Annotated in this window: 18 protein-coding genes; 13 read left to right on the forward strand and 5 right to left on the reverse strand. The window is 72.6% G+C overall.

The features are described 5' to 3' along the window. The 8 genes from AB0J39_RS13025 to hisF all read left to right on the forward strand — a co-directional run. Positions 1-557, forward strand: a 557-nt coding sequence (locus AB0J39_RS13025) for an aminotransferase class I/II-fold pyridoxal phosphate-dependent enzyme (protein ID WP_363463860.1), incomplete at its 5' end; no start/stop codon positions are given. Then, on the forward strand, positions 554-1159 hold the full coding sequence (gene hisB / locus AB0J39_RS13030) for an imidazoleglycerol-phosphate dehydratase HisB (RefSeq protein ID WP_363463861.1): 606 nt from the start codon (positions 554-556) through the stop codon (positions 1157-1159). The genes AB0J39_RS13025 and hisB, both read left to right, overlap by 4 nt. Further along, positions 1159-1311, forward strand: a complete 153-nt coding sequence (locus tag AB0J39_RS13035; RefSeq protein WP_346227694.1) for a hypothetical protein — start codon at positions 1159-1161, stop codon at positions 1309-1311. The genes hisB and AB0J39_RS13035 overlap by 1 nt, the downstream gene beginning before the upstream one ends. Further along, positions 1308-1940, forward strand: coding sequence for an imidazole glycerol phosphate synthase subunit HisH (gene hisH, locus AB0J39_RS13040; protein ID WP_363463930.1), 633 nt, complete (start codon positions 1308-1310; stop codon positions 1938-1940). The genes AB0J39_RS13035 and hisH overlap by 4 nt, the downstream gene beginning before the upstream one ends. Before the next feature lie 108 nt (positions 1941-2048). Next, the gene (locus AB0J39_RS13045; protein ID WP_346227696.1) at positions 2049-2414 is read left to right on the forward strand and encodes a hypothetical protein; all 366 of its coding nucleotides are present in this window, start codon (positions 2049-2051) and stop codon (positions 2412-2414) included. A gap of 4 nt (positions 2415-2418) precedes the next feature. Then, on the forward strand, positions 2419-3144 hold the full coding sequence (gene priA, locus AB0J39_RS13050) for a bifunctional 1-(5-phosphoribosyl)-5-((5-phosphoribosylamino)methylideneamino)imidazole-4-carboxamide isomerase/phosphoribosylanthranilate isomerase PriA (RefSeq protein ID WP_363463862.1): 726 nt from the start codon (positions 2419-2421) through the stop codon (positions 3142-3144). Next, positions 3141-3560 carry a RidA family protein gene (locus AB0J39_RS13055; RefSeq protein WP_363463863.1) on the forward strand — a complete coding sequence of 140 codons (420 nt, stop codon included), beginning with the start codon at positions 3141-3143 and terminating at the stop codon, positions 3558-3560. The genes priA and AB0J39_RS13055 overlap by 4 nt, the downstream gene beginning before the upstream one ends. Positions 3561-3563: 3 nt before the next feature. After that, positions 3564-4334, forward strand: coding sequence for an imidazole glycerol phosphate synthase subunit HisF (hisF, locus tag AB0J39_RS13060; protein WP_363463865.1), 771 nt, complete (start codon positions 3564-3566; stop codon positions 4332-4334). 41 nt (positions 4335-4375) lie between these two features. Here hisF and AB0J39_RS13065 read toward each other — a convergent pair whose 3' ends face one another. After that, positions 4376-4606 (reverse strand): hypothetical protein, encoded by a 231-nt coding sequence (locus tag AB0J39_RS13065; RefSeq protein ID WP_363463866.1) that lies wholly within the window; start codon positions 4604-4606, stop codon positions 4376-4378. A 234-nt stretch (positions 4607-4840) separates the two neighbouring features. On the opposite strand from AB0J39_RS13065, the gene AB0J39_RS13070 reads away from it, so the two are divergent. Continuing rightward, a complete protein-coding gene (locus AB0J39_RS13070; RefSeq protein WP_363463868.1) occupies positions 4841-5128 on the forward strand; it encodes a chorismate mutase in 288 nt (95 codons plus the stop codon). A gap of 172 nt (positions 5129-5300) precedes the next feature. Here AB0J39_RS13070 and AB0J39_RS13075 read toward each other — a convergent pair whose 3' ends face one another. The 3 genes from AB0J39_RS13075 to AB0J39_RS13085 form a co-directional block, all read right to left on the reverse strand. Then, positions 5301-5462: a hypothetical protein gene (locus tag AB0J39_RS13075; RefSeq protein ID WP_167530286.1), complete on the reverse strand. Its 162-nt coding sequence runs from the start codon at positions 5460-5462 to the stop codon at positions 5301-5303. A 136-nt stretch (positions 5463-5598) separates the two neighbouring features. Next, positions 5599-5763 (reverse strand): hypothetical protein, encoded by a 165-nt coding sequence (locus AB0J39_RS13080; RefSeq protein ID WP_363463870.1) that lies wholly within the window; start codon positions 5761-5763, stop codon positions 5599-5601. A 101-nt stretch (positions 5764-5864) separates the two neighbouring features. Beyond that, complete coding sequence (locus AB0J39_RS13085; RefSeq protein WP_363463871.1) at positions 5865-6500, reverse strand: TIGR03085 family metal-binding protein; 636 nt, start codon at positions 6498-6500, stop codon at positions 5865-5867. Positions 6501-6764: 264 nt separating this feature from the next. On the opposite strand from AB0J39_RS13085, the gene AB0J39_RS13090 reads away from it, so the two are divergent. Together AB0J39_RS13090 and AB0J39_RS13095 are read left to right on the forward strand one after the other, a co-directional pair. Then, positions 6765-8555: an ABC transporter ATP-binding protein gene (locus tag AB0J39_RS13090; RefSeq protein ID WP_363463932.1), complete on the forward strand. Its 1791-nt coding sequence runs from the start codon at positions 6765-6767 to the stop codon at positions 8553-8555. After that, positions 8552-10348 carry an ABC transporter ATP-binding protein gene (locus tag AB0J39_RS13095; protein WP_363463873.1) on the forward strand — a complete coding sequence of 599 codons (1797 nt, stop codon included), beginning with the start codon at positions 8552-8554 and terminating at the stop codon, positions 10346-10348. Before AB0J39_RS13090 ends, AB0J39_RS13095 begins: the two co-directional genes overlap by 4 nt. A 19-nt stretch (positions 10349-10367) precedes the next feature. On the opposite strand, the gene AB0J39_RS13100 is transcribed toward AB0J39_RS13095, so the two are convergent. Further along, positions 10368-12026: a TIGR03767 family metallophosphoesterase gene (locus tag AB0J39_RS13100; RefSeq protein ID WP_363463874.1), complete on the reverse strand. Its 1659-nt coding sequence runs from the start codon at positions 12024-12026 to the stop codon at positions 10368-10370. 243 nt (positions 12027-12269) lie between these two features. Here AB0J39_RS13100 and hisI point away from each other — a divergent pair, with 243 nt between their 5' ends. Both hisI and AB0J39_RS13110 read left to right on the forward strand, forming a co-directional pair. Further along, a complete protein-coding gene (gene hisI / locus AB0J39_RS13105; protein WP_346227706.1) occupies positions 12270-12620 on the forward strand; it encodes a phosphoribosyl-AMP cyclohydrolase in 351 nt (116 codons plus the stop codon). Then, complete coding sequence (locus AB0J39_RS13110) at positions 12617-13243, forward strand: Trp biosynthesis-associated membrane protein (RefSeq protein ID WP_363463877.1); 627 nt, start codon at positions 12617-12619, stop codon at positions 13241-13243. Before hisI ends, AB0J39_RS13110 begins: the two co-directional genes overlap by 4 nt. Positions 13244-13322: the final 79 nt, after the last annotated feature.

Consider the following 13322-nt stretch of genomic DNA (forward strand, 5'->3'; position numbering starts at 1 on the left):
TTGAGGTGATCGAGCGGATCCTCGCCGCGGCGCCCGGCATGGTCGTGGTCGACGAGGCGTACGCCGAGTTCGCCCGCACCGGCACGCCGTCGGCGCTGACCCTGCTGCCGGGCAACCCCCGGCTGATCGTCACGCGGACCATGTCCAAGGCGTTCGCGATGGCCGGCACCCGGCTCGGCTATCTCGCCGCCGACCCGGCGGTGGTCGACGCCCTGCTGCTGGTCCGCCTGCCCTACCACCTGTCCACGCTGACCCAGGCGGCGGCGCGGGTGGCGCTGGCGCACCGCGAGGAGCTGCTCGGCACGGTGGACGCGCTGCGCGCCGAGCGGGACGCCACCGTGGACTGGCTGCGGGAGCGCGGCCTCACGGTCGCCGACTCCGACGCCAACTTCGTGCTGTTCGGTACGTTTGCGGATCGGCGGTCCGTGTGGGAGGGACTGCTCGATCGCGGGGTGCTGATCCGGGAGACCGGCCCCGCGGGCTGGCTGCGCGTGTCGATCGGCACGCCGGAAGAGATGGCGGCGTTCCGCGCCGCGCTGGAAGGGGTCCTCGCATGACCGAGCTCAACGAGCGCCGCGGCCGCGTCGAGCGCACGACGAAGGAGACGTCGGTGCTGGTCGAGGTGGGCCTCGACGGCACCGGGATCGTCGACGTGTCGACCGGCGTCGGCTTCTACGACCACATGCTCGCCCAGCTCGGCAAGCACGGCCTGTTCGACCTGACCGTGAAGACCGAGGGCGACCTGCACATCGACGCCCACCACACCATCGAGGACACCTCGCTCGCGCTCGGCGCGGCGTTCCGCGAGGCCCTGGGCGACAAGTCGGGCATCCGGCGGTTCGGCAACGCCTCCTGCCCGCTGGACGAGTCGCTGGCGCAGGTCACGGTCGACCTGTCCGGCCGGCCCTACCTCGTCCACACCGAGCCCGAGGGCATGGCCCCGATGATCGGGCCCGACTACGACACCACCATGACCCGGCACATCCTGGAGTCGTTCGTCGCGCAGGCGGCGGTCTGCCTCCACGTGCACGTGCCGTACGGGCGCAACGCGCACCACATCGTGGAGGCGCAGTTCAAGGCGCTCGCGCGGGCGCTGCGGGAGGCGTCGGAGCGGGACCCGCGGGCGAGCGGGGTGCCCAGCACCAAGGGCGTTCTCTGATGACCTTCGCGTCCGGAGGCATGATCTTCATCGGCCTCTTCCTGATCGGCGGGGTCATCTCGGGCATACGACAGGGCCTCAAGCTGCTGGCGGCGCTCGCCGGCGTCGGCGCGGCCCTGGCGATCACCGCGGGGGTGATGTGGTGGCAGTGAACAAGCGGGTGGTCGTGCTCGACTACGGCTCGGGCAACCTCCGCTCGGCCGAGCGGGCGCTGGCCCGGGTGGGGGCGGACGTCACCGTCACCGCCGACTTCGACGCGGCCCTCGACGCGGACGGGCTCGTCGTCCCCGGCGTCGGGGCGTTCGCGGCGTGCATGGAGGGCCTGAAGGCCGTGCGCGGCGACCAGATCGTCGGCCGCCGCCTGGCCGGCGGGCGCCCGGTGCTCGGCATCTGCGTCGGCATGCAGATCCTGTTCGAGAAGGGCGTCGAGCACGGCGTCCACACGGAGGGCTGCGGCGAGTGGCCGGGCACGGTCGAGCGGCTCGACGCGCCCGTGCTGCCCCACATGGGGTGGAACACCGTCACCGTGCCCGAGGGCAGCGTGCTGTTCCGCGGTCTGGACGAGGACGCGCGCTTCTACTTCGTGCACTCCTACGGTGTGCGCGACTGGGTGCTCAAGGCCGGCGACGGCTTCCACGAGCCGCTGGTCACCTGGGCCGAGCACGGCGTGCCGTTCGTGGCCGCCGCCGAGAACGGCGCCCTCATGGCCACCCAGTTCCACCCGGAGAAGTCCGGGGACGCGGGGGCCGTGCTGCTCGACAACTGGCTGAGCACGTTGTGAGCGTGTCCGGCACGCGAAATCTCGAGGCAGCGGTGCGACACTGGGGAACGGCGGGGCTGCGGCGCGTACGGCCGGCCAGGCCGTGACCGGACCTGAGCGGGAGGCCCGATGAGCAAGGAACGGGCCCGCCGGAGGGCGGAGCGCGAAGCCGAGCGCGAACGCCTCGCGGCGGCCCGCGCCGCTCGCGAGGCGAAGGCCGCCAGGCGCCGCGAGGTGCGCGACCGGCTCGTCGGACCCGTCGCCGGAGCCGTGGCCGCGGTGCTGCCCCGGCGACCGGTGCGGGTGGCCCGGCAGCGGGGCTACCTCGCCCGCCGCCGCCGCACGGAGAACGGCGTCGTCGCCGTGCTGTGGTTCCTCGTCCAGGTGCTCGCCTGGATCCTGCTCGACTCGTGGACGGCCCGGCTGGGCGTGTTCCTCGGCTCGATCCTGCTGCTCCCGGTGCTCGTCACCATCGTTTTCGACCGGAGGTCATGACCCAATGTCGCTCGTATTGCTCCCCGCCGTCGACGTCGCCGACGGCCAAGCCGTCCGCCTCGTGCAGGGCGAGGCGGGGACGGAGACCTCGTACGGGGATCCGCTCGCCGCCGCCCTCGCCTGGCAGAAGGCCGGCGCGGAGTGGATCCATCTGGTCGACCTCGACGCGGCGTTCGGCCGGGGGAGCAACCGCGAGCTGCTCGCCTCCGTCGTCGGCGCGCTCGACGTGCACGTGGAGCTGTCCGGCGGGATCCGCGACGACGCCTCGCTCGAGGCCGCGCTGAGCACCGGCTGCCGCCGCGTGAACATCGGCACCGCCGCGCTGGAGAACCCCGAGTGGTGCGCCAAGGCGCTCGCCGAGTACGGCGACCGCATCGCCGTGGGGCTGGACGTGCGCGGCACCACGCTGGCCGCCCGCGGCTGGACGCAGGAGGGCGGCGACCTGTGGGAGGTGCTCGACCGGCTGGAGTCCGAGGGCTGCCCCCGCTACGTCGTCACCGACGTCACCAAGGACGGCACGCTGCGCGGCCCCAACCTCGACCTGCTGCGCCAGGTGTGCGCGCGTACCGACCGCCCGGTCATCGCCAGCGGCGGGGTGTCCTCGCTCGACGATCTGCGGGCGATCGCGACGCTCGTGCCGGACGGCGTCGAGGGCGCCATCGTGGGCAAGGCGCTGTACGCCCAGGCGTTCACGCTGGAGGAGGCGCTCGCGGCGGTGAAGAACGCATGAGTGAGCAGATGCCCGAAGGGCGGATCTCCTCCGGCGGCCCCTGGGAGGACCGTTACGGCTACGCCCGCGCGGTCGTGGCCGGGCCGCACGTGCTCGTGTCCGGCTGCACCGCCACCGTGGGCGGCGAGGTCCAGCACGTGGGCGACGCCTACCAGCAGACGCTCACCGCCTTCTCCATCGCGCTGGACGCCGTCGAGAAGGCCGGCACCACCCGGGCCGACGTGGTGCGCACCCGCCTGTACGTGGTGAACGCCGGCGACTTCGACGCCGTCGGCAAGGCCCACGGTGAGATCTTCGGCGACGTACGGCCCGTCTGCACGAGCGTGCAGGTCGCCGGGCTGGTCGACGAGCGCATGCTGGTCGAGGTCGAGGTAGAGGCGTACCGGGCGGTGGAACGTGGCAACGACGGGGGCTGAGCGATGACGGTGGCGGTGCGGGTGATCCCCTGCCTGGACGTGGACGCGGGCCGGGTCGTCAAGGGGGTCAACTTCGAGAACCTCAGGGACGCCGGCGACCCCGTCGAGCTGGCCGCGCGCTACGACGCCGAGGGGGCCGACGAGCTGACCTTCCTCGACATCACCGCGTCCTCGGGCGAGCGGGAGACCATGCTCGACGTGGTACGCCGTACGGCCGAGCAGGTGTTCATCCCGCTGACCGTCGGCGGGGGAGTGCGTTCGGTCGACGACGTGGACCGGCTGCTGCGCGCGGGCGCCGACAAGGTGGGCGTCAACACCGCCGCCATCGCCAGGCCGGAACTGCTGACCGAGGCCTCCCGCAGGTTCGGGTCGCAGTGCATCGTGCTGTCGGTGGACGCGCGCCGGGTTGTCGACGGGCCGCCCACGCCCTCCGGTTTCGAGGTGACCACCCACGGCGGACGCCGGAGGACCGGCATCGACGCGGTGGAGTGGGCCAGGCGCGGGGAGGAGCTCGGCGTCGGCGAGATCCTGCTCAACTCGATGGACGGCGACGGCACCAAGTCGGGATTCGACCTGGAGATGCTGCGGGCCGTACGAGCGGCGGTGAGCGTCCCGCTGATCGCCTCCGGCGGCGCCGGGCGGCTGGAGGACTTCCCGCCCGCGGTGGACGCCGGAGCGGACGCCGTGCTGGCCGCCTCGGTCTTCCACTTCGGCCAGCTGAAGATCCACGAGGTCAAGGACACGCTGCGCGCGGCCGGTCACCCGGTCCGCTGAGCGCCGCCGGGGGCCGGATCCCGGCCCCCGGTCGCCGCTCCTCAGTCGATGTCGACGATCGCCGTGGGGTAGGCGTCCGGGCCGGTGCCGAGCGAGGAGGACGCCATCGACTGGTACTGCCACTGGCTCTGGTGGGAGCCACCGAAGCCGCACCCGCCGTCGCCCCAGCAGGTCGTGGCGGCGGACGCCTCGTGGGCCGGCTGGGCCGCCGCGAGACCGACGGCCGCGAGGAACGCCAGGCCCAGCAGGCTCGGGAAACGCTTGGCACGCATGGCTGTCTCCTGTCCGTAGAGGGATCCTGCGGCGCTCCGGAGCCCCGCCTTATCATGGTCAGCCGATCGTGGAGGAAGCGTCCATACCAATCGCCCCAAATAGGGCGATAACGGGCGAAAACCGGCATGTGTGATTGTGTGGCCTTTTATCGGTCATGCCCGGCTGACGTGCCCTAAGGTTGCCAGTGATCATCCAGTGATTCGGTGATCATCGCTGACCATCGGAGGGAACGCATGTCCGACCCCACCTCGCTCGACGAGGTCCGCCACCGGATCGACGAGATCGACGCCCGTCTGACGACGCTGCTGGCCGAACGGCAGCGACTCGTCCGCGCGGCGGCGGCGTTCAAGACAGACGAGCAGGCCGTACGGGCTCCCGACCGGGTGGAGCGCGTCGTGACGGCGGCGCGGGAGAGGGCGGAGCGCGAGGGGCTGTCCCCGGAGGTCGCCGAGGCCGTCTGGCGGGCGATGATCGGGGCGTTCGTCGAGTACGAGCTCACCGAGCACCGGCGGGCCGGGTAGGTCGCGCGGAGGGTCGCGGAAGGATCGGAGGGTCGCGGAAGGAGAGGCCGGCGGAGCAAGGCGGATGCCCTGCCGGCCCTTGTGTGCGCGGAGAGCCTCGCGGCTCGGGTCAGTCGAAGTGGTTATTGGCGGGGCCGCCGGGACGGAGAGCGGGAGCGGGGGGTCCGCCGCCTCAACTCAGGACCGAGGTGAAGAAGGTCGCCAGCCGGCTGGCTCCGGTGTTGACCGTGTCGAACACGCCTCGCACGGCACCTGCCGCCGCTTGCGGCTGGCTGTAGAGGTAGAAGACCACGAACGCGATGGCCGCGTACGTAAGAACCTTCTTCGCCTTCATCGGGGGGCCTCCTGCAGTCGGTATCCCGGTCGTTTGTACCCGGCGGCAGTTTTGATCATAACTAGCCGCGAGGACATGAGGCCGTTCCGCCCTCATCGTGAGACGGGCGGGGACGGCCTCGTGGCGGACCGCCCGATCAGCCCGAGAACAGCGAGGTGAAGAACGCGGACAGGCTTTCGGCCCCCGTGGTGATGCCCCCGAACAGGCTCCTGACCGCGCCGGCGGCGTTCGCGGGCTGCGTGAACAAATAGAAGATCACGAACGCGATGGCCAGGTAGGTCAGGACCTTCTTGAGGTTCATCCGGGGCTCCCAAACGCTCCCACTCATCGTGGCTGGTCCCATGCTGCCCCATTGCGCGACGTTTACGTGGAGGATTCCGGACAAGTCTGGAGAGTCCTTTCTCATGGCCCCAATCGGGCCACCCGCAGCCGGGCGACGGCCGCGTCGTCCCCGTCGTACGTCACCCGGGCGTGCGCCTGCCGGCCGAAGGCGAACAGCATCAGCTCCGACGGCTCGCCGGTGACCACCACGGCCGGCTCGGCCATGCGCCCGGCCGCCTTCGCCCCGTCGGGACGGCGGAGCACGACCCCCACCGGGGCCTTGCGCAGGAAGAGCCGGGCGGTTCCGCGCAGCCGGTGCCAGAGGGCCTCCTGCAGGTCCCTCGGGACGACGCGGGGCTCCCATCCGGTCTGCGCCCGGCGCACGTCCTCGTGGTGGACGAACAGCTCGACGGTGTTGACGATCTCGTCCAGACGGGGGACCAGGCCGTACGGAGTCCAGCGCGGCGGCCCCTGCCGGACGAGCCCGACCAGTTCGGAGTAGGGGTGGCGCCGCTTGAGGCGCTCCTGCACGGCGGCGGTGTGCCCGGCCAGGAGCGGCAGCGCGATGCCGGGCGCGGCGTCGAGCCGGCGCTCGCGCAGGACGAGGTGGGCCGCGAGGTCCTCGGTCGTCCATCCCTCGCACAGCGTGGGCGCCCCGGGACCGAGGCGGTCGAGCAGGTCGCAGAGCGTCGCGCGCTCCGTCTGGGCGTGTGTCACGTGATCAGCCTATGCGCCGGTCACGCCACCCGGATCTGAAGACCGGGCACGACCGAGGAATAAACGGCTTGATCAGGATGATAGGGAGTATCTAGGACCATGGGCTCGGGTGGCGTCGGTCTGGTGACCGATCCGGCGGCGTCCCCGAGTGGGTAACGTCCCCCTCCGGGGCGCTCGCAGGGAGCGGCCCCGGCTGGTCCCCGATCGGAAGGAACGCACCGCGTGCCGACGAAGGAGTCTCCCGCGCGGCCCCGCAGCTCAGTCATGCTCCAGGGTCTCAAGGTCATCGGTGTGGCGATCAGAACCGAGCCGAGGATCTTCACCGGCGCGGTCCTCGCCAGCGCCCTGTACGGCGCGATGACCGTCGTCTCGTCCTGGGCGCTCGGCTGGGCGACCGACAACGCCGTGCTGCCCGCCTTCCGGGACGGCGCGGCGAGCAGCGGCGCGCTGGTCACCGCGGCCCTGCTGATCGTGGGCGTGGCGGTGCTCAAGGCGGCGGGGATCATGGGCCGGCGCATCATGGCCGGCATCCACCAGTACCGCATGCAGGCCCACTCCCGCCGCGCGGTCACCCGGCAGTACCTGCGGCTGCCCCTCGCCTGGCACCACCGTCACCCGACCGGGCAGCTGCTGTCCAACGCCAACTCCGACGTCGAGGCGGCCTGGGGGCCGCTCGCGCCGCTGCCGATGGCGGTGGGCGTGGTCGTGATGCTCGTGACGGCCGCCGCGGCGATCGTGCTGGTCGACCCGGTGCTCGCCCTCGTCGGGTTCCTGATCTTCCCGGCCGTGGCCGTGCTCAACCTGGTCTACCAGCGCAGGCTCTCGCCGCTCGCGATGCGGGCGCAGCAACTGCGGGCCGAGGTGAGCGAGGTCGCGCACGAGAGCTTCGACGGCGCGCTCGTCGTCAAGACCCTCGGCCGCGAGGACGCCGAGACCGCGCGGTTCCAGGCGAAGGCCGACGCGCTGCGGGACGCCAACGTCGCCGTCGGCCGGGTCCGCGGGCTGTTCGACCCCATGCTGGAGGCGCTGCCCACGCTGGGCGTGCTGGCCGTGCTGCTCGTCGGGTCGCTGCGGCTGGAGTCGGGCGGCGTGGCGGCCGGCGACCTGATCCAGGTCGCCTACCTGTTCACCCTCCTCGCCTTCCCGATCCGGGCGCTCGGCTGGGTGCTGGCCGAGCTGCCGCGCAGCGTCGTCGGCTGGACGCGGGTCAGGGACGTCCTCGACGCCTCCGGCTCCATGGAGTACGGCACGGCCCGGCTGGACGCCTCCGGTCCGGCCGGGGTGGAGGCCGAGGGCGTCGGCTACGCGTACGTGCCGGGGAGCCCGGTGCTGACGGACGTGACCTTCACGGTCGCGCCGGGCCGCACGATCGCGGTCGTCGGACCGACCGGAGCGGGCAAGTCGACGCTCACCCAGCTGCTGGCGCGGCTGATCGACCCCGACAAGGGCGTCGTCCGCGTCGACGGCGTCGACCTGCGCGCGGTGGCCAGGGGCGGGGTCAGCGACTCGGTGGCGCTCGTCCCGCAGCAGACGTTCCTGTTCGACGACACCGTGCGCGGCAACCTCGCGCTCGGCGCGGCGGTGCCCGACGAGCGGATCTGGGCCGCGCTGCGGCTCGCGCAGGCCGACGGCTTCGTCAGCGCGCTGCCGTCCGGCCTGGACACCAGGATCGGCGAGCGCGGCGCGACGCTGTCGGGCGGGCAGCGGCAGCGCCTGGCGCTGGCCCGCGCGATCGTGCGCGAGCCCCGGCTGCTCATCCTCGACGACGCCACCTCCAGCGTCGATCCACAGGTGGAGAAGCGCATCCTGTACGGCCTGCGCGACGGCGCGGCCGAGGCCACCGTGATCGTGGTCGCCTACCGGATGGCGACGATCGCGCTGGCCGACGAGGTCGTGTACCTGGAGCAGGGCGTGGTCGCCGACCACGGCACCCACGAGGAGTTGCTGACGCGCTGCGCGGGCTACCGCGACCTCGTCACCGCCTACGAGCGCGAGGAGGCCGAGCGGGCCGAACTCGACATCCGCGACGACACCGATGAGGAGGTCATCGCATGACCGTCACGGCCACAGGACAGACTTCGTCCCTCCGGTCGGCCGACCGGGGCGCGCTGGAGACGCTCAGGCAGGGCCTGCGGCTGTCGCCGGAGTTCCGCCGCGGGCTCACCGGGACGCTCGTGCTGGCCGTGCTGGCCACGCTGGGTAAGGTCGTCGTGCCGATCGCCGTGCAGCAGGTCATCGACCGGGGCCTGGGGTCGGGCGTGCCCGACCTGCCGTTCATCCGGAACGCGGTCGCGCTGTGCGCGCTCGCGGTGGTGTTGACCGCGTTCTGCGGCTACCTGATGAACGTGCGGCTCTACCGCTCCACCGAATCGGGCCTGGCGGCCCTGCGGGGCAAGGGCTTCCGTCACGTGCACGACCTGTCGGTGCTGACGCAGAACACCGAGCGGCGCGGCGGCCTGGTCTCCCGGGTGACCGGCGACGTGGACCAGATCAGCACGTTCATGCAGTGGGGCGGGCTGATGGTCATCGTGTCGGCCGGCCAGCTGGTGGTGGCGACCGTGCTCATGGCCGTCTACTCCTGGCAGCTCACGCTGCTCGTGTGGGCCTGCTTCCTGCCGCTGATGCTGGCCCTGCCCCGGTTCCAGCGCCTGGTGGCGAAGGCGTACACCCGGGTGCGCGAGCGCGCCGGCGACGTGCTCGCCGCCGTCAGCGAGTCGGTCGTCGGCAGCGCGGTGATCCGGGCGTACGGCTCGGAGGACCGCACGGCCGAGCGGATCGACACGGCGGTGGACGGCATGCGCGCGGCGCAGACCCGGGCCCAGAAGATCGTCGGGTTCACGTTCCCGACCACCGAGCTGGTCGCCTCGATCTCGGTGGCGCTGGTGGTCGTGGCCGGGGTCTGGCTGGGCGTCGCCGACTCGATCACGGCGGGGCGGCTCATCGCGTTCCTGTTCCTGATCACGCTGTTCATCAGCCCGCTGCAGACCGCGACCGAGGTGCTGAACGAGGCGCAGAACGCGATCGCCGGGTGGCGGCGCATCCTCGGCGTGCTCGACACCCCGGCCGACGTGGCCGACCCGGTGAACGGCGCGACGCTGCCGCGCGGCCCGATCTCGGTCCGCTTCGACGGCGTGGGCTTCGCCTACCCGGGCGGACCGCCCGTGCTCCACGACGTGTCCGTGGACATCCCGCCGCGCACGCGGATCGCGGTGGTGGGGGAGACCGGCTCGGGCAAGACGACCTTCGCCAAGCTGCTCACCCGGCTCATGGACCCGACCTCCGGCCGGATCCTCGTGGACGGTGTCGACCTGCGCACCCTGAGCTTCTCCTCGCTCAGGGAGCGGATCGTGATGGTTCCGCAGGACGGCTTCCTGTTCGACTCGACGCTGGAGGACAACATCCGCTTCGGCCGGCCTTCGGCGACCCGGGAGGAGATCACCCGGGCGCTGACCGAGCTCGGCCTGGCGGACTGGCTCGACGGCCTGCCCGCCGGCCTGGACACCCCCGTGGGCCAGCGGGGCGAGTCGCTGTCGGCCGGGGAGCGGCAGCTCGTCGCCCTCGCCCGGGCCTACCTCGCCGACCCCGACCTGCTGCTGCTCGACGAGGCCACCTCCGCCGTGGACCCCGCCACCGAGGTGCGGCTCGCCCGCGCTCTCGACGGCGTCACCCGGGGCCGTACGGCGGTCTCGATCGCCCATCGCCTGTCCACCGCCCAGGCGGCCGACGAGGTCCTGGTGTTCGAGCACGGCCGGATCGTGCAGCGCGGCCCGCACGCCGTCCTGGTCGAGCAGCCCGGCGTGTACGCCGACCTCTACGCCTCCTGGACGACCGCCACCACCACACGCTGACGCGGGCTGCCGGCCGCCTTCAGCGCCTTCTCAGCAGAAGCTCGGTGTTGCGGTCACCGGGCAGGCCGGCCAGCCCGCTCCGCGTGCCGGGGGAGTTGAACGAGAGCTCCCGGTAGAGCGCGGCCAGGCCGCTCTGGGACAGGTCGCCGAAGTCGGTGCGGTGCGGCGCGGCCGACTCCACCAGCGTGGTGAACAGGGACAGTGTCCCGTCGCGGTTGTCGGCCAGCTCGACGACTCTCGCCAGCTGCGGGTAGTCGACGTGGGAGGCGGTGGAGATCTCCCAGAAGCCGCCCTGCGGGACGATCTTGTTGAGGTGGGAGTGGCCGTTGATCCACGCGGCCACGTTGCCGTGCTTCCTCAGCACTGCCAGCAACTCCTGCCCGCCGTGGCGCTTGTCGTGCGGGCGGGCCGGATCGGGGGCGAGGTTGGTCATGGACCAGCTCGGGTGATGACTGAAGATCAGGGCGATGTCGTCCGCGTGGGTCTTCAGGGTCCGCTCCAGCCAGGCCAGCTGCCGGGTGCCGACCGATCCGCGGTAGTCGCCGCCGCGGTCGGTGGTGTCCAGGCTGACGCCGACGACCCCGTCGGCGATCCGGAAGGAGTAGTCCAGCCGGCCGCTGTCGAGGTTGTCCCGCGTGTAGCCATGGCCGACGGGTCCCGCGCCGGTGTACGCCGGGTCGAGGTGGGCGGCGATGTAGGCGTGCGGGCTCAACGGGGCGCGGCGCTCGTCGGCGGTGACCGTCCGGGCCTTGCCCCGGTAGCGCTTCCACGCGGCGCGGAAACGGGCGCCCGTGGGGTCGCCCCGGCGTAGCGCCCGGTAGACCGCGCCGGCCTCGGAGGCGGGCAGGGCGAACAGCTTGCGCGAGCCGGTGGCCAGGTCGGCGAAGAAACCGCCGGCCGCGGAATAGGCGCCGCCGAAGAGCCGGTCGTGGTTGCCGACGGTGGAATACCACGGCACGGCCAGGCCGGGGCTGCTCACCTCGCGAATGGCCGCCTCCAGGAAGCCGTCCAGGTGAGGGAACCCTGCCCGCTTGTCGATGTCGCGCACGCGGGAACCGGGCTGCCAGTAGAGGCCCAGGCCGGAGCTCTGCACGCCCTCGTACGCGCCGGGGTCGCCGGTGTTGGGGGTGAATCGGCCGCCGGTCATGGCGGTGAGGAACCACTCCATCTCGATCCGGGAGTTGTTGTCGGTGTTGTCACCGGTGGTCATGACGAAGCCGATCGGCGCCCGGGTGGCCGGGCCGTACCGCAGGGTGTTGACCTGTTCGATCAGCGAGACGGCGCCGACGGCGGTCAACGCCTCCTGCGGGCGCCAGGAGCTCATGTCTCCCGCGCGCAGGAACTCGTAGCGCTGCGGGTTCTGCACGTCGGTGATGTGCAGGTCGGTGAACTGGACGAAGCAGGCCAGCGCCGTACGGCGGTCGGCCCTGCCCTTCCTGGCCTCGGCCAGCTCCGTGCGTGTCACGCGGCGCCAGCCGGGGCCGTCGGACAGCCTGCGGTATCCGCCGGCGCCGTGCGGCCTGGCGACGGCGCGGATCGTCGTCAGGGGGGTGGTGGCCGAGGGCGTCGCGGCCGAGGAGGCGGCAGGAGTGGAGGCGAGTGCGATCTCCAGCGCGACGCCCGAGGCGGTCATGCCGGAGGCGACGAGGAAGGCGCGGCGACTGAGGGCGGGATCCATGATGCTCCCCGGTGGTGGCGTCGAGGGATGCGTCCACTGGGGATGGTTGACACCGGGAATGACTCCCGGCCTAACACGGCTGAAACGCCGTCCAGCCATATAGCGCCGAGAAATGACCGCATGTCATCCGGACACCTGATGGCAGCAGGCCGGAAGCCTGCCGCTTTCCCGCCGTTCAGAAGAGCGCGGCCCGGTAGCGGCGGCGGAGAGGGGGGCGGCCGGGACCTGCGGCACAATTGCCTCATGGCCCTCGACCCGAAGATCGCCGACCGGCTCAAGCGCACCCCGGACGGCCTGGTGCCCGCGATCGTCCAGCAGCACGACACCGGCGAGGTGCTCATGCTCGCCTGGATGGACGACGAGGCGCTGCACCGCACCCTCACCACCGGCCGGGCGACCTACTGGTCCCGCAGCCGGGGGGAGTACTGGGTGAAGGGCGACACCTCCGGCCACGTGCAGTGGGTCAGGCACGTGGCGCTCGACTGCGACGGCGACACGATCCTGCTCAAGGTCGACCAGGTGGGGGCGGCCTGCCACACCGGTGACCGCACCTGCTTCGACGCCGACGTCCTCGATGTGAGCGGCGCGCCGTGACCGCTCCGGCGCCCGTCCACGACCGGACGCGCAGGGCTCGGCGCTCGCTGCTCGCCTGGCTGACCGCCTGCGCGGTGGGCGGCGGGCTCGCGCTGCTGGCCGCGGGCCGCGTCTGGGTCACGCTCGGCACGGCGGGGAGCCCCGCCGGAGCGGGCGGCGGCACCCTAACCGGCAACGACCTGGTCGCCTGGCTGACCCCCGCGGCGCTGGCCGCGCTCGCCGCCGTGCTGGCCGTACTCGCGGCCCGGGGGGTCGCGCGGCGGGTGACGAGCGTGGTCGTGGCCCTCCTCGGCGCGGCGGTCGCGGCCGGGGCGTGGGACGGCACGCGCGGCGGCACCATCGCCGCGGCGGCCGCCGGGCACATGACGACCGCGGTGACGTCCGCCGGTCACATCTCCGTGGAGTCGCGCGCCTGGGTGTGGCCGGTGCTGGCCGCCGCAGGCGGGATCGTCCTGGCCGGCGCGGGCGCCGCGGCGGCGGTGCTGAGCGCGCGCTGGCCCGGCATGTCGAGCAGGTTCGAGCGGGGGGCCGGGCGCGCGGGAACCGGCGGTCCGGCCCGGGTGAAGGACGCCGACAGGGCGATGTGGGACGCCATCGACGAGGGCGACGACCCCACCGCGTGAACGCCCCCGCAAGGGCGGCAGCGCCAGCGCGGGCGATGTTGGACCGTTCCCAACTGTTTGATCACAAGTTGCCCACAAA

This window comes from Microbispora sp. NPDC049633 (assembly GCF_040675265.1).
Classification (GTDB): domain Bacteria; phylum Actinomycetota; class Actinomycetes; order Streptosporangiales; family Streptosporangiaceae; genus Microbispora; species Microbispora maris.